General features: G+C 74.2%; 17 protein-coding genes. 3 read left to right on the top strand and 14 right to left on the bottom strand.

Translation table 11 applies throughout. From position 1 onward, the window contains the following. Positions 1-3: 3 nt before the first annotated feature. The 6 genes from ACI784_RS05095 to ACI784_RS05070 form a co-directional block, all read right to left on the bottom strand. Positions 4-789 carry a DivIVA domain-containing protein gene (locus ACI784_RS05095; RefSeq protein WP_457012690.1) on the bottom strand — a complete coding sequence of 262 codons (786 nt, stop codon included), beginning with the start codon at positions 787-789 and terminating at the stop codon, positions 4-6. After that, positions 786-1925: a globin domain-containing protein gene (locus tag ACI784_RS05090; protein WP_456921777.1), complete on the bottom strand. Its 1140-nt coding sequence runs from the start codon at positions 1923-1925 to the stop codon at positions 786-788. The genes ACI784_RS05095 and ACI784_RS05090 overlap by 4 nt, the downstream gene beginning before the upstream one ends. A gap of 35 nt (positions 1926-1960) precedes the next feature. Then, positions 1961-2086, bottom strand: a complete 126-nt coding sequence (locus tag ACI784_RS05085; protein ID WP_457012689.1) for a hypothetical protein — start codon at positions 2084-2086, stop codon at positions 1961-1963. 145 nt (positions 2087-2231) lie between these two features. Next, positions 2232-2648 carry a nuclear transport factor 2 family protein gene (locus ACI784_RS05080; protein WP_456921775.1) on the bottom strand — a complete coding sequence of 139 codons (417 nt, stop codon included), beginning with the start codon at positions 2646-2648 and terminating at the stop codon, positions 2232-2234. A gap of 115 nt (positions 2649-2763) precedes the next feature. Further along, the gene (locus ACI784_RS05075; RefSeq protein ID WP_457012688.1) at positions 2764-3096 is read right to left on the bottom strand and encodes a PspC domain-containing protein; all 333 of its coding nucleotides are present in this window, start codon (positions 3094-3096) and stop codon (positions 2764-2766) included. 97 nt (positions 3097-3193) lie between these two features. Next, the gene (locus ACI784_RS05070) at positions 3194-3595 is read right to left on the bottom strand and encodes a hypothetical protein (protein WP_456921773.1); all 402 of its coding nucleotides are present in this window, start codon (positions 3593-3595) and stop codon (positions 3194-3196) included. A 174-nt stretch (positions 3596-3769) separates the two neighbouring features. Here ACI784_RS05070 and ACI784_RS05065 point away from each other — a divergent pair, with 174 nt between their 5' ends. After that, positions 3770-5125: a GmrSD restriction endonuclease domain-containing protein gene (locus ACI784_RS05065; RefSeq protein WP_457012687.1), complete on the top strand. Its 1356-nt coding sequence runs from the start codon at positions 3770-3772 to the stop codon at positions 5123-5125. A 22-nt stretch (positions 5126-5147) separates the two neighbouring features. Here the strand turns inward: ACI784_RS05065 and ACI784_RS05060 are convergent, their stop codons facing one another. From ACI784_RS05060 to ACI784_RS05050, 3 genes are all read right to left on the bottom strand, one after another. Further along, entirely contained in the window at positions 5148-5351 is a 204-nt protein-coding gene (locus ACI784_RS05060) for a hypothetical protein (protein ID WP_457012686.1), read from the bottom strand. 65 nt (positions 5352-5416) lie between these two features. After that, complete coding sequence (locus ACI784_RS05055) at positions 5417-6475, bottom strand: 2Fe-2S iron-sulfur cluster-binding protein (RefSeq protein ID WP_457012685.1); 1059 nt, start codon at positions 6473-6475, stop codon at positions 5417-5419. A 1-nt stretch (position 6476) separates the two neighbouring features. Next, the gene (locus ACI784_RS05050; protein WP_457012684.1) at positions 6477-7721 is read right to left on the bottom strand and encodes a cytochrome P450; all 1245 of its coding nucleotides are present in this window, start codon (positions 7719-7721) and stop codon (positions 6477-6479) included. Between the two features lie 152 nt (positions 7722-7873). Between ACI784_RS05050 and ACI784_RS05045 the strand changes: the two genes are divergently transcribed. Further along, positions 7874-8809, top strand: coding sequence for an AraC family transcriptional regulator (locus ACI784_RS05045; protein ID WP_456921768.1), 936 nt, complete (start codon positions 7874-7876; stop codon positions 8807-8809). Between the two features lie 22 nt (positions 8810-8831). On the opposite strand, the gene ACI784_RS05040 is transcribed toward ACI784_RS05045, so the two are convergent. After that, positions 8832-10232 (bottom strand): TonB-dependent receptor, encoded by a 1401-nt coding sequence (locus tag ACI784_RS05040; RefSeq protein ID WP_456921767.1) that lies wholly within the window; start codon positions 10230-10232, stop codon positions 8832-8834. A 103-nt stretch (positions 10233-10335) separates the two neighbouring features. Here ACI784_RS05040 and ACI784_RS05035 point away from each other — a divergent pair, with 103 nt between their 5' ends. Then, positions 10336-11802, top strand: coding sequence for a protein adenylyltransferase SelO (locus tag ACI784_RS05035; protein ID WP_457012683.1), 1467 nt, complete (start codon positions 10336-10338; stop codon positions 11800-11802). Between the two features lie 51 nt (positions 11803-11853). On the opposite strand, the gene ACI784_RS05030 is transcribed toward ACI784_RS05035, so the two are convergent. The 4 genes from ACI784_RS05030 to ACI784_RS05015 all read right to left on the bottom strand — a co-directional run bounded on the left by ACI784_RS05030 (position 11854) and on the right by ACI784_RS05015 (position 14885). Beyond that, positions 11854-12663 (bottom strand): SRPBCC family protein, encoded by an 810-nt coding sequence (locus ACI784_RS05030; RefSeq protein WP_457012682.1) that lies wholly within the window; start codon positions 12661-12663, stop codon positions 11854-11856. A 91-nt stretch (positions 12664-12754) separates the two neighbouring features. Continuing rightward, on the bottom strand, positions 12755-13045 hold the full coding sequence (locus ACI784_RS05025) for a hypothetical protein (protein ID WP_456921764.1): 291 nt from the start codon (positions 13043-13045) through the stop codon (positions 12755-12757). A gap of 104 nt (positions 13046-13149) precedes the next feature. Continuing rightward, positions 13150-14229 carry an alpha/beta fold hydrolase gene (locus ACI784_RS05020; RefSeq protein WP_457012681.1) on the bottom strand — a complete coding sequence of 360 codons (1080 nt, stop codon included), beginning with the start codon at positions 14227-14229 and terminating at the stop codon, positions 13150-13152. A gap of 173 nt (positions 14230-14402) precedes the next feature. After that, positions 14403-14885: a SixA phosphatase family protein gene (locus tag ACI784_RS05015; RefSeq protein WP_457012680.1), complete on the bottom strand. Its 483-nt coding sequence runs from the start codon at positions 14883-14885 to the stop codon at positions 14403-14405. Positions 14886-14896 lie beyond the last annotated feature (11 nt).

Genomic DNA, 14896 nt, shown 5'->3' with positions numbered 1-14896 from the left:
GGCTCAGCTCCGGCGGCGCGTGGTGACCTCGGAGTTCCCGCCGACGGCCGGGTTCTCGCTGGTGCTGTCGTCCGGCGGCACCTCCCGGGCGACGTTCGGCCCCGCGGGAACGGCCGGTCGCTGGGCCGGCGTCCGCAGCGGGAGCTGCTGGAGGGACGCCGGGTCGGCGCGTCCCCACTCCGTCTCGACGTCGGTGAGCAGCGCCTCCAGGTAGGAGCGCAGCTGCACGCGGCAGGCCTGCGCGAACGCCTTGAGGTAGGCCACCTGCTCCTCGAGGTCCTGGGTGGTGGCGCGCTCGCCGTCCCCCTCGACCGCGGCCGCGGGCTGCCCGCCGGCGACCATCCGCGCCGCGGCCTCCTGCGCGGCCTGGATGATCGCGCCGGCGTTCTCCCGCGCCCGGCGCACCTGCTCCTCGTACTGGGCGCGGGCGTCGGTGGTCATCTGCCGGCTGAAGTCCTCGGCCTCGGCCACGTAGCTGTCCGCCGTCTGCTGCGCGGTGGCGATGATGCGGACAGCCTGCTCGCTCGGCGGCTCCACGGCGGCCGCGCGGGCGAGCTGCTCCTGCTGCTCACGCACCTGCTGCTGCAGGTGCTCCACGTGGTCGTGCAGGTCGGCGTTCTCCGCGTGCAGGCGGGCCAGCTCCCCCGCCGTCCGCACGAGGAACCGGTCGACCTCCGCATCGCTGTAGCCCGGGTGCAGCATGGGCGCCCGCGAGAAGCGCACGTTCTGGACGTCGGCCGGGGTCAGCCGCCGCTCGGCGTCCCCGGGCCCGTACTCGCCGGTGGTCATTCGGTCACCTCTCCGTCAAGACTGGGCCCCAGGCGGCTCGGGGCGAACACCTCGCTGCGGATGCGCTCCCGCCGCACCCCGTGCTGCAGGAGCCGGGAGGTCGTGTCCTCGACCATGGCGGCCGGGCCCGCGACGTACACGTCCCGGCTGGTCCACGGCCCGTGCCGCAGGACGACCTCGCCGACGTCGCCCTGCTCGAGCGTGGACTCCTTGTCCTCTGAGACGGCGAAGGTCACCGTCAGCCAGGGGTGCTCCTGGTCCAGGCGCTCGAGGTCGGCCCGGTCGTAGACGTACATCTCGGCCCGCGCCCCGACGTAGAGGTCGACGCGGCGCGGCGGGCCGTGGCGGGCGACCTGGTCGACGACGGCCTTCAGCGGGGCCAGGCCCGTGCCACCGGCGACCAGCAGCAGGTCTCGGTCGGACTCCTCGTCGAAGGCGATGTGCCCCATCGGCGGGCCCAGGTGCAGCGTGTCGCCCACCCCGACGCGGCGCACGAGGGCAGTGCTGACGGGGCCGCCGTCGCGCGCCTTGACGTGCAGCTCCATGAGCCCGTCCGGGCGCGGGGCGTTGGCCGGCGAGTAGTAGCGCCACAGCTTGGGCCGGGCGTCGGACTCCAGCGAGATCGACTGGCCGGCGCGGTAGGGGTACTCGGTGAGCGCCCGCACCCGCAGGACGGCGACGTCGAGGGTGCGCCGCTCGTGCTCGACGACCTCGGCGTCCCACCACGCGGGCTGGTCGGCGGCGGCGTCGGCGGCCTCGATCATGACCTTCGCGATCAGCTCGTAGGCCGCCGTCCAGTCCCCGGCGAGCCGGTCGTCCCACTCGCGGTCGAAGTGCTGGAGCGTCGCGAGCAGGCTGGCGCCGACGGCCGGGTAGTGCGCGGCGACGGTCCCGAACTTGCGGTGGTCGCGGCCGAGCTCCTGGAGGATCGGCACGAGTGCCTCGAGGTCGTCGACCCGGGCCATGACCTCGCCGAGGGCCTGGAAGAGCCGGTCGCGCTGGTGCGCCATCGAGACGGGGAACAGCGCCCGGGTCTCGGGATGGGTCAGGAACAGGTGCGAGTAGAAGTACAGGGGGGCCTCGTCGCCGGCCGCCGCGGCCTTGGCGAAGCAGGCCCGCATCGCGGGGATGTCCATGCGTGTCCTCGGGAGGGAGTCCGTCGCGCGGCGGGTCAGCCGGCCGCGACGGAGCCGGCGACGGCGCTCGTGACCGTCGTGCCGACGGTGTGCGTGCGCCGGCGACGTTCGTGGATGGACATCAGCACCTCCGCTCCCCCGTGCGGGTGGGTTCCGTGCACGCCGCCTTCCTGCCTCCGGCGACCGCCACCGCCCACCCGGACCCGGGACACCGCTGCTCCACGAACGGTGAGGGCACTGTGGCTCTGGCAACCGTAGCCAGGCGCTGCTCCGACCGCGATTCGCGGGGTGCACCGCCCGCCCGGCTCAGGCCGGCTCCGTTCCGTCCGGCTCGGCCGACCGCGGGGGCGCCGCCCGCCAGGGTGCCCGCCAGTCCGGCGCGGGCCAGCCCTCGGCGACGTAGATCGACTCGTAGCGGACCAGGTCGCCGTCGAACTCGAGGACGTCGACGGCGTGCTGCCATGGCCCGCCGTCGTAGCGGATGCGGAGCTCGGCGATCCACACGTCGTCCGCGCCGCGGATGCGGTCCAGCTCGTACTCCACCTGCGCCGGGTACTCGCGGCGCCACGGCAGGAAGTGGTCGACGCCCTCGAACCGCTCCCCCGACTGCGGGAACTCCAGCACGGCGTCCGCGCGGTAGATGGTGCTCGCGGCCTGCTCGTCGCCGGCCGCGCTGTGGCTCAGGTAGTGCTCCAGCACCGCCCGCACGGCTTCCTCGGTCATGGCCCCGCCGCCCCTCGATGCCGGCGCCCGTCTGCACGGGAAGGGTGCCACCGTCGCGGGCCGCCGGGACCGGCGGGGCGCGCGGCGGACCGCGCGCTCCGCCCGCCGGCCCGGCTCAGCTGCGCGACGCCGACGTCCGGCTGGTCACCGCGTCGTGGAGGCGCATCGCGAGCTGGTCGAGCGGCCCGGGCACCTGGCCGGCGGGCAACGGTCCGGCCGGCATCAGCACCCACAGCAGCAGGTAGACGAGGACGCCGGCACCGCCGGCCAGGGTCACGAGGACGAACGCGGCCCGCCACAGCACGGCGTCGATGCCGGTGTACTCGGCGAGCCCGCCGCTGACGCCGCCGACCATCCGGTCGGTGCCGCTGCGGCGGAGGGTGCGGACGGGCGGCTGGGTCCAGGGCTGGTCGACCGGCGGCGGGGTGGGGGGAACGGCTGATGTCATGGCACGAGCCTCGCCGCGACGGGGTGCCGGACACCATCGGGGAACGCCCCGATCCGCCCCTGGTTCGCGCACTCCGGGGATGCCCTGCCGGCCGCGCTCAGAGGCTGAGGAGGTGGCCGATCGTGCCGACGACGACCCCGGCGGCCAGGAGGACGACGGCGCCGGTGCGGTCGAACCGGTTGCCCAGCAGCGGGTCCACGAGGGCGACCCGGTCCGCGCCGCGCCCGTCCACGCTGCGACCGTCCACGGCCGGCAGGGACGGCGACGGGCGCGGCCCCGTCACGGCGGTCGCCCCGGACGGCGGGGGCGGGCCGGTCACGGCGGTGGTCCCGGCGGGCCCCGTCACCGCGACCGGCCCCGGGTCGGCGGCGGCCCAGCGGCGCAGGGCGGCACCGGTCCGCCGCCCCTCCGCGACGAGGAGCGCGATCGCCGCCAGCTGCGCGAGGGCCGCCACGCAGTAGCAGAAGACGGTCAGGGCGGTGCGGGCGGCGTCGCTCATGACGGGGAGGGTGCCCGATCGGGCCGGGCCGCGGCACCGTCGTCCGCCGCGCGGCTGGTGTGCCTCGAGTGACGGCGGTGGTCGACTGCGGGCGTGCCCCGGGCCACTTCCCGCGGACGACCGCCCTCCCGGCCGTAGCTTGCGACCTCCGCGGTTCCGTTCGGGGGGAAGCTCGTGACCAGTCGTCCGTCCTGGCCTGTGCGCCGGGTCGTCCTCGTGGTGGCCGCCGCCGTGGCCCTGCTGTTCGTCGCCGCGGGGGCCGCCACCAACGGCGTCGCCGGCGGTCTGCTGATGGCCGGTCTGGTGGCCCTGCTGCTCGGCGGGGGTGCGGCCATCACCGGCCGGGCCCGGTGGGCGTTCATCGCCAGCCGCAGGGTGGCCGGCGTGGTGGCCGCCGCGGGCGTGGTCGCGCTCGTCGCCGGTGCTGCCGGCACGCCGACCACGACGTCGGCGTCGGCCGCCTCGACACCGACGGCCACCCCGTCCGCGACCGCCTCGCCCACCCCGGCCGAGGACCGGATCGCCGCCGCGGAGCGAGCCCTGCTCGACACGGAGACCGCGGAGGTCACGCCGAGCAGCGCCGCGACCAGCCCGGTGACCGGCCTGCTCAGCGACGAGGCCGCGCAGGCCGCCGTCACCGGGGCGGCGCGGACCTCGGCACTGGCCGCCCTCGCCGCGGTGGAGGTGCGGGGCCGCGCACCGCGGACCGGCTACGACCGGGACCTGTTCGGCTCCGGCTGGGTCGACACCGACCGCAACGGCTGCGACACCCGCAACGACGTCCTGGCCCGCGACCTGACCGGCGAGGCGTTCAAGCCGGGCACGCGCAACTGCGTGGTCCTCACCGGCTCGCTGGCCGACCCGTACTCCGGTCGCGGCATCGCCTTCCAGCGCGGTGAGTCGACCAGCGCCGCCGTGCAGATCGACCACGTCGTCGCCCTGTCCGACGCCTGGCAGAAGGGCGCGCAGGGCTGGGACCCCGCCCGCCGCACCGCGTTCGCCAACGACCCGCTGAACCTGCTGGCCGTCGACGGCCCGCTGAACATGCAGAAGGGGGACGGCGACGCCGCCACCTGGCTGCCGCCCCACCGGTCCTACCGTTGCGCCTACGTGGCCCGGCAGGTGGCGGTCAAGGTCGGCTACGGGCTCTGGATGACCCAGGCGGAGAAGAACGCCATCGCCACCGTGCTGAGCTCCTGCCCCGACGAGCCGCTGCCCGGCGGCGTGGTCGCGCCGCTGCCCTCACCCACCCCGTCGCCCTCGCCCGCTCCGGCTCCTGTGACCACGACGGCTGCCCCGCGCGCCCCGGTGGTCGTGCCCGCACCGGCACCTGCTCCTCGCCCCGCACCCGCTCCGGCTCCCGCACCCGCTCCGGCTCCCGCACCCGCTCCGGCTCCGGCTCCCGCGCCGTCGGGCGCCTTCGCCAACTGCGACGCGGCCCGGGCCGCAGGGGCTGCCCCGCTGTACCGCGGGAGCCCCGGCTACGCCCCGAAGCTGGACCGGGACGGCGACGGCGTCGCCTGCGAGTGATCCTGCGGCCAGGGCGCGGACCTCAGCTCCCGGTCGATCTCGACGTCGACCGCGATGGGTGGATCCGCCGCCACTCGCGGAAGCTGGCGACCCCCTCGAACCGCTCGCCCGACTGCGAGAACTCCAGGACGGCGTCCTCGGCGTACACCTCGTGGGCGGCGTCCGCGTCGGTGCGGGCCAGGTCGAAGTGGCGCTGCAGCGTCGCCCGGACGGATTCGGAGTCCACGTCCCGAGGTTCCTCGGTGCCGGCTCCGACCACGGTGCCCCGACCGCACCGGCCCGTCGACACCCTCACCCCTCCGGCGGCTCGGCGCCCAGCGCGTCGGCGGGGGTGAACTTCTCGCGGTGGATCTGGCGGGGCGCCATGCGGCGACGCTTGAACGCCTTGACCCCGGCCTCCACCATCGGCGGCGGACCGCACAGCCAGCCCGACCAGCCCTTGGCGCTGGCGAGGTCCTCGACGAACGCGTCGGTCGGGAAGCCGGTGCGGTGCGCCCCGGGGTCCGGCTCGTCCGACAGCACCGGCACGAACCGGAAGCCGGGGTGGGCCGCCGCGAGCTCGGTCAGCCGGTCGACGTCGTAGAGGTCCTCGGCGGCGCGGACACCGTGGTAGAGCACGATCTCGCGCTCGGGCCGCCGCTGCAGCGCCGTCCGCACGATCCCGACCAACGGGGCCAGGCCGGTACCGCCGGCGATGCAGGCCATGGGTTCGCCCTGGTCGTCGGCCTCGTCGGGCAGGGCGAAGTCCCCGAGCGGCCCGGTCAGCTCCACCCGGTCCCCGACCTGCACCGACCCGAACAGCCAGGCGTCGCTGGCCACGCCGCCCGGCACCCGCCGCACGTGCAGCTCGAGCACCTTGTCCTCCTCCGGCGTGTTGGCCAGCGAGTACTGGCGCCGCACGCCGCCGCCCGGCACGACCAGCTCGACGTACTGACCGGCGGAGAAGGCCAGCGGCTCGTCCAGGCCGAGCAGCACGCGGCGGGTGTCGCGGGCGACGTCCTCGACGGCGCGGACGGTCGCCACCAGGTCGCGCAGGGCGTGCGTGCCGCGGACGTCGCCGTCACCGGCCGGTGCGCTCACCACGGCGTCCCCGCGCGGGGTGGCCTGGCAGGCCAGCGCCATCCCGGCCTGCCGCTCCTCGGCGGTCAGGGTGTCCGGCGGCGAGTCGCGGTGGTCGACCTCGCCGTCGAGGACGCGCAGCTTGCAGGTGCCGCAGGTGCCCTGGTTGCAGGAGTTGGGCATCCACACCCCGGCCCGGAGGAACGCGTCGAGCACCGTCTGGTCTGGGGCGCACTCGACGCGGCGGTCGCCGACGGTGAGCGACCACGTCGTCGTCCCGGTCGTCGTCACCTCAGACCTCCCAGGTGACGTGCAGGCTCGTCGGGCCGCGGAAGCCCCAGCCCCAGAACTCGACGCCCTCGGTGGTGTCGCGCTCCATGACCGGGATGGACTCGAACAACTCCTCGAGGCCGATGCGCATCACGTGGTTGGCGAAGTAGATGCCCGCGCAGGCGTGGTTGCCGGCGCCGAAGGCCAGGTGCGGCAGCGGGGGCCGGTGCAGGTCGTAGGCGGTCGGCGCCTCGTAGACGCCCGTGTCGTGGTTGGCCGACCCGTAGGACAGGATCACCGGCGTCCCCGCCGGGAGGTCCACGCCCGCGACGGTGACCGGCCTGGTGGAGATGCGGGCGGTGGCCGACCAGATCGGCGAGGTCCACCGCATGCCCTCGGAGACGGCCCGCGGGATCAGCGTCGGGTCGTCGACGACCTCCTCCATCTGCTCGGGCCGGCTGAACAGCCCGACGAGGGTCGAGGCCATGCCGTGGCCGGGCTCCTGCATCGCGCCGAGCAGGTAGACGTAGATCGTCGGGTAGATGTACTCGCGGTCCCGGGTCTGACCGGGCGGCATGCCGTCGTGCAGCCAGTGCGAGATGGCGCTGTCGTCGGGCTCGACGGTCCAGCGGTCGATGAGCGGGTCGACGGTCGCGCGGATCTCGGCCTTGGCGGCGTCGCCCTCGGCGAAGCCCTCGGGGTTGGCGAACTCGCCGTTCTCGTCCATGGCGGCGTTGGTGAACGAGCGGTTCAGCTTGTGGAACCAGTCGCGCAGCGTGTCCGACGACACGTCCTTGAGACCCAGCAGGTCGCCGAGGGCACGGACGCTGACCGGCTCGCAGAACTGCGCGACCAGCTCCGCGCGGCCGTCGTCCTCGAACTGCTCGAGGAAGCCGCGGGCGATCGGCCGCACCAGGTCGTCGATCCACCGGTCGACCTCCACCGGCTGCAGGGCCGGCTCGACCATGGAGCGCAGGTCGGCGTGGACGTCGCCGTTGACGCCGATGATCGCGGGGTGGCCGAAGGTGCGGCCGCCGGCCGGGGTGATGACGCCCTCGAAGTCGGGGCTGGTCGCGATCTCCCGGCACACCTCGGCGGTGGAGGCGACGTAGGAGCCGAGCACCGGCACGTAGGCCAGCGGCGCCTCGGCGCGGAGCCGCTCGTAGACCGGGTAGGGGTTGCGCTCCAGCTGGGTCATCGTGACCTCGTCGAGCCAGGACAGGTCGCGCTGCAGGGTGGCGGTGGCGGGCTGCTGGACGGTCGTCATGGGGTCCCTCCGGTCTTCCTCGGCTGCCACTGGTGGGCCGCGGTCGATCGGGAAAGGTAGGGAGGCCGCTGGTGACCTGCGACACAGGAAGCGCGGTCCCGGTACCGATCGCGCGGCGATGTGTGACGCCGGTCGCAGGTACCCTGCGGCGCATGTCCGGACGGCGGCGTCCCGGCCCCTCCGACTGGGGCGCGGCCTCCCGCGTCGTGGCCGAGGCCTACTTCCCGCACCAGCTGCGGCTGGTGGGCGGTGCCTCCCACCCCCGGCTGACGCTGCGCACCCTCGACCTCGGGCACGTGCTGATCGGGCACGTGGGCTGGGGCGCCGACGTCGCCGTCGAGTGCGACTACCCCGGCGCCTACGAGGTCAACATGCCCCTGACCGGGCACCTCGAGAGCCGCGGCCGGCACAGCCCCGTGACGTCGGTGCCCGGGCAGGCGACGGTCTTCCGGGCCGACACCCCGTCGCTGATCAGCCACTGGGACGCGACCTGCACCGTCCTCGGGGTCAAGTTCGACCGGGCGTGGCTCGAGCGCGAGGCCGAGCGCGTCCTCGGCGCCGACCGCGCGACCACGCGGGCGACCCTCCCCGACCAGCTGGACCTCAACTCCGGGCAGGGGCTGGCGTGGCGGCAGCTGGTCACCGGCCTGTCGGCCCACCTGCGCTCACCGGACCTGTTCGGGGACAGCAGCCTGGTGCGCGACCAGCTCGCCGGCGCTCTCACCGCGGGCTTCCTGCTCACCGGCTGCCCGCCCGACGGCCGCGGTGCGGCCCAGCCGCGCACCGTCAAGCGGGTCGTGGACGCCCTCCGCGAGGACCCCGCCCGTCCCTGGACCGCCGGCGAGATGGCCGCGCTGGCCGGCACCGGCGTCCGGCGGCTGCAGGAGGGCTTCCGCCAGTGGCTGGACTGCACGCCGACGGAGTACCTGGTCGACGTCCGGCTGCGGCGCGCCCACGCCGACCTGCTGGCGGTTCCCGCCCCCACCGTCAGCGACGTCGCCGCCCGCTGGGGGTTCTCCAGCGCGAGCCGGTTCGCCGCCGCCTACCGCCGGAAGTACGGGTGCTCGCCGTCCGAGGCACGCCGCTGAACGGTGCCGGCGATGGCCGGCGTCAGCGGTCCCGCTGGTAGCCGAAGAAGCCGCGCCGCGTGATCAGCTCGCTCACCTCGGGCGGCACCATCGACGTCCACGTCCGGTCGTCGGTGGGGATCCGCCGCAGGACGTCGCGGCTGAGGATCGGCAGGTAGTCGGGTTTGTAGTTGGTGAGCGCGACGAAGCTGCCGCGCCGGTGGAGGTAGTCGTAGAGCGGCTGGAGGTCGTCGTCGACGGGGAGGGTGTCGACGGTGACGACCTCGCCGTTGCGCAGCATCGGGTAGACGAAGAGCTTCAGGTCGTTCTTGAACAGCCGGCCGAAGCTCTCGAGGATCCCGCCGGGCAAGGCGGCGTGGTTCTCCTCGTGGAAGAGGTCGGCGAGGCTCGGGACCCCCATGACCATCCCGATGCGGCCGTCGGTGCGCCAGGCGAGGTAGGCGGCCAGCCGGTGGTAGGCGACGTAGTCGGAGATGAGCACCGTCATCCCGCAGGCGGCGAGCAGGTCGGCGCGGGCGAGGAAGTCCCGCCGGTCGACGACGTCCCCGCCGGCGCGGAGGTTGGCCATGGTCAGCTCGGTGAGCAGGAGGATGTCGCGACCGGCGACCGCGGGGTCGGTCTCGAACGCCGCGCGGGCCGCCTCGAGCATGTCGATGTTGACCACCGTCGGCGGGCGGAAGCTGCCGCGCTCGACGAGGATCGCCTTCTTCCGCAGGACCTCACTCGGCTGCAGCACCCGCCGGTCCGGGCCGAACATGGCCGCGCCGCTGAGGCCGAGCTGGACGAGCGTGAGCGCCATGAGCCGGTTGTCGACGGCGCGGAACTCGATGCCGGTGAACTCGATCATGTCGATCTCGATGCGGCCGGTGGTGAGCCGGTCGAGCAGGCTCTCGACCATGGCCTCCGGCTGGTGGTGCTGGAAGAACGCCGCGTGCAGCAGGTTGACCCCGACGATGCCGAGGGCCTCCTGCTGCAGCGCGGCCTCGTCGTCCAGCATCCGGACGTGGAGCACGACCTGGCTCGGCTCGTCGCGCGGGTGGGACTGGAACTTCACGCCCATCCAGCCGTGGCACTCGTTCCCCCCGCGGTAGCTGCGCGCCACCACGGTGTCGGCGAAGGCGAAGAACGCCGTCTCGTCGCCGCGGGCCTCCCCGAGCCGGTCCAGGTCGAGCTGGAACTCGTGGTCGAGCATCGCCTGCAGCCGGCCCTTGGAGACGTAGCGGTCGGCCTTCCCGTACACCGCGTCGCTGACCGCCATGTCGTAGGCCGACATCGTCTTGGCGACGGTGCCCGCCGCCCCGCCGGCCCGGAAGAACCAGCGGGCGACCTCCTGGCCGGCGCCGATCTCGGCGATCGTGCCGTACCAGCGGGGGTCGAGGTTGACCTGCAGGGCCTTCTGCAGGGTGTCCGCGCCGACGTCCATGAGCGCGCTCCCTTCCGGGCGGCCAGGAGTGTCGCGAACAGTTGCGCCGTCCCGGGGGTGCGACGGAGCGCCGGATCCCGGCGTCGCACGTACCGTCGAGGGCGTGAGCATCGCCCCGACGCCGACGGTCCCCCTCGACGACCGCTTCGCCCGCGAGTTCTCCGAGATGGCCGTCCCGTGGCAGGCCGAGGAGGCGCGCGACCCGCGGCTGCTGGTCCTCAACGAGGCCCTGGCCGTCGAGCTCGGCCTCGACGCGGCCTGGCTGCGCACCCCCGAGGGCGTGCGGCTGCTGGTCGGCAACCAGGTGCCCGAGGGCGCCACCCCGGTCGCGCAGGCCTACGCCGGCCACCAGTTCGGTGGGTTCAACCCGCGGCTGGGCGACGGGCGCGCCCTGCTGCTCGGCGAGCTCGTCGACACCGGGGGCCGCCTGCGCGACCTCCACCTCAAGGGCTCCGGACGGACGCCGTTCGCGCGGGGCGGCGCCGACGGCCTGGCCGTGGTGGGGCCGATGCTGCGGGAGTACGTCGTCAGCGAGGCGATGCAGGCCCTCGGCGTCCCGACGACCCGGTCCCTCGCCGTCGTCGCGACCGGCCGTCCGGTCCGCCGCGAGACCGTGCTGCCGGGCGCGGTGCTCGCCCGGGTCGCCAGCAGCCACCTGCGCGTGGGGAGCTTCCAGTACGCCCGCGTCACCGGGGACGCCGACCTGCTGCGCCGCCTCGCCGACGCGGCGATCAGCCGCCACCACCCCGCCGCCGCGGACGCCGAGCACCCCCACCGTGCGCTGTTCGAGGCCGTCGTCGCGGCCCAGGCGTCGCTGGTCGCGCAGTGGATGCTCCTGGGGTTCATCCACGGCGTGATGAACACCGACAACATGACGATCTCCGGCGAGACGATCGACTACGGGCCGTGCGCCTTCATGGAGGCCTTCGACCCGGCGACGGTGTACAGCTCGATCGACCACGGCGGGCGCTACGCCTACGGCAACCAGCCGCTGGCCGCCGAGTGGAACCTGGCCCGCTTCGCCGAGGCCCTCCTCCCCCTGTTCTCCGACGACCACGAGCAGGCGGTCGCGCTGGCGACGGAGTCACTCGGCACGTTCCGCCCGGCGTACGACGCCGCCTGGACGGCGGGGATGCGGGCCAAGCTCGGCCTGCCCGAGGGTCTGGACGACGAGGTCGCGGCCGCCCTGGCCGACGACCTGCTGCCCCTGCTGCAGGCCGACCACGTCGACTGGACGTCGTTCTTCCGCACGCTCGGCGCCGCCGCCCGCGGGGACGCCGAGCCCGCCCGCCTGTTGTTCCTCGACCTCGCCGGGTTCGACGGCTGGCTGGAGCGCTGGCGCGCCCTGGGTCCGGACGCCGACGCGATGGACCGGGTCAACCCGCTCTACATCCCCCGCAACCACCTGGTCGAGGAGGCGCTCGCCGCCGCGACCGACGGCGACCTCGACCCGCTCGGCCGGCTCGTCGAGGCGGTGACCGACCCCTTCGAGGAGCGCCCCGGCCTGGCGCGCTACGCCGCGCCGGCCCCGCAGGACTTCGGCACCTACCGAACCTTCTGCGGCACCTGACCGCCGGTCGGTGGAGGCGACGGCGCTCCGCCTCCACCGACCACGGGTGGATCAGCGGCTGCCGCCCCCGATCATCGGGTCGTCGTCGGTCCCGGTGACGCCCCGCTCGACACCTTCCGTCGACGACCGGGTGGTGTAGCCCTCGGGGTCGGACTCCTCGACCAGCACCTCGGTCCGCACGACGTCCGGCGGGGGCTGCGGGACGACCGCGACCTCCTGCGGCTGGCCGACCTCATCGGGTTGCTCCGCGCTCCCGCCGCGCGTCGACGCGGCCGCGGCGACGCCCGCCGCCGCACCGGCCACGGCTGCCGCGCCGGCGATGACGCTCTTCGCGGAGACCCCGGCCTTACCGCTGTCTCCGTGCGAGCCGAAGGCGGCATCGGTACCTGGCGTACCGACGTCGAGGTGCTCGTTCACCGAGCCCCGCCAGGCACCGCTCTCGTAGCCCTGGTCCTCGATCAGCGCCTTGAACCTCTCCAGGTCACTCGTGACCTGGCGTCCCACGATGCCCAGCTTGTCGCCCACCTGCTCCACGAGGCCCTCGGGCTCGTACTCCAACTCCAGGTACACGATCGTCGAACCCGGGCCGGCGGGCTCGAAGCGGACCGCGCCGGCGTTGGTCGCGCCGCCCGTCGCGGCCCAGGCGACCTTCTGGTCCGGCACCTGCTCGAGGATCGCGGCCTCCCACTCCCGCCGCACCCCGGCGATCTCCGCGACCCAGTGCAGCCGCTGGTCGTCGAGCTGGCGGACCTCCCTCACCCCGCCCATGAAGTGGGGGAAGTCCTCGAACTGGGTCCACTGGTTGTAAGCCGTGCTCACCGGTACGTCGACCTGGATCGACTTCTCGACCTTGGTGGTCATCGCTCGCACTCCCTCGTCGCCGGATCCGCGCTGGACACTGCGGTACCGGCGGCTACCCGCTCGGCGGGCGGGTGACGCACCCCACGGTGGGTCAGCTGTCGAACTCGGGGCCGCCGAACCCGTAGGGCGGCTTCTCGGTCGGCTCGCCGGGCAGCTGGCGCACCCCGAACGCGACGACCTGGTCGACGCGGATCATCCGCCAGGCGTCGACCAGCAGCCACGGGTGCTCGGACTCCCCCACCTTCGCGATCCCCTCGCTCACCCACCGGGTGACCTCACGGGGTTCCTGCTGCTCGAGGTGGTAGACGCGGCTGAAGGTGGTCGTCGGGGCCCAGGCCACCGTGTAGTCGATGGAGACCCACATGCCGTCGTCGGTGGTCACGGCCGCACGCTAACCGGATCCGGCGGCGCCGGCCCCTCGGAGCGGAGCTCGGCGGCGCCCGGGAGGCGGGACGGCCGCGGGTCCCGCGGCCGTCCGCCCGCCGGTCAGACCGGCGTCGTCAGCAGTTCGGTGAGGTTGTCGTCGACCTCCTTGAGGTAGGACTCCTCGAAGCCGAACAGCCCGAAGTGGCCGGCGACCGAGTGCAGGACGCGCAGCTCGCTGCCGGGCACGAGCTCCTGCTCGGCCCGGACGTCGCGGACCGGGAAGAACATGTCCTCGTCGATGGGCATCGCGAACACCTTGGCCGTGATCTTCCCCAGCGCCGCCGGGAGGTCGCTCGCGTCCCTCCGGCAGACGTCGCCCCTCTGCCACTTCCAGCCCTGGACGAGCAGCGAGTTCGGGTCCATCGCGCTGAACACCGCGCGGATGAACCGGTCCCTGAACTCGAACTCGTCGTCCCAGGTGACGTCCGGCAGCTCGACCCCGCGCCAGAACTCGGTCTTCCAGAACTCGGTGGACAGGCCCATCACCGCCCACAGGTCCGCGTGCCGGGCGAGACCGCGGGCGACGTCGACGTTCGACTCGTACTCCCCACCGTTCCAGCCCGGGTCGTCGGTGATCACGTCGAGCAGCGTCTGCGTGAACAGGAAGTCGTGTGGGGTGTTCTGCGCGGTGCCGGCGATCGGCGCCACCCGCTGCACCTTCTCGGGGAACCGGACGGCCCACTCCCAGGCCTGCTGGGCCCCCATGGAGGCGCCGACGACGGCGTGCAGCCGCTCGATGCCGAACACCTCGCGGAGCAGCTGCTCCTGGGCGCGCACGTCGTCCCCGATGTGCACCTTCGGGAACTGCGACATGGCGATCGCGCTGTTGGGCCCGTCGGCGTTGTGCGGCGAGGTCGACAGCCCGTTGCCGATCTGGTTGACCACGACGATGAAGTACTTCTCGGGGTCCAGCGCCCGGCCCGGCCCGATGTAGACCAGTTCCCACGTCTGGTGGGTCCCGGAGAACCAGGTCGGGATGAGGATCGCGTTGTCCTTGGCGTCGTTGAGCGTGCCGTGGGTGGCGACGGCGAGCTGCAGGTCGGGGATGACCCCGCCCTCGTCGAGCCGGAACTCGCCCAGGCTGTGCAGCTCGTACGCCCCCTGGACCTCGGGCGTGTAGAAGGGGTTGTCCAGTGCCATCGGGAGACCTCTCTGCTCGGGGCGGTCCGCGCCGCGACCGGCCCGCTCGAGGTGCCGACCGCGACGTCGTGGTCGCCCGGCCTGCGACGTCCCGGTCGAGCGCTTGACCGAGGAGGCTGGAGTGCTCCAGACCACGTGTCAAGGCTGCTCGAGGGCGGCCCGCCGGCCGGTGGTCAGCCCTCCGGGACGGTGAGGTCGCGCAGCGTCGCCGGGCCCGGGGCGACGTCGGAGAAGGCCCCGGGGAGGTCGAACACCGCGACCCCGCCGGCCGGGAACCCCTCGACGCCGCGCCCGTCGTCGAGCACGCTCGCCAACTCCCCCACCGCCGGGTTGTGCCCGACGACGACGAGGGTGCCGACGTCCTCGGGCGTCTCCCGCACGGCCGCGAGCAGCGCCTCGACGGTGTTGTCGTGGATCCGCTGGTCGACGGCCGGCTGCGGTGCCGACGTCAGGACGCCGGCCGCCCGCGCCCAGGTCTGCACCGCGCGCCGTGCCGGGGACACGAGCACCCGGTCCGGCACCAGCCCGGCCCGCTCCAGCCAGGTCCCGATCGCCCCGGCCCGCCGCTCGCCCTGCGCGGTCAGCGGTCGCTCCAGGTCGACCGGACCGGAGGCGGCCTCGGCATGGCGGATCAACACGAGCCGGTGCGACGACACCCGGTGAGTCT

The organism is Geodermatophilus sp. SYSU D01186, assembly GCF_054050215.1.
This window is presented reverse-complemented; position numbering and strand designations above follow the sequence as displayed.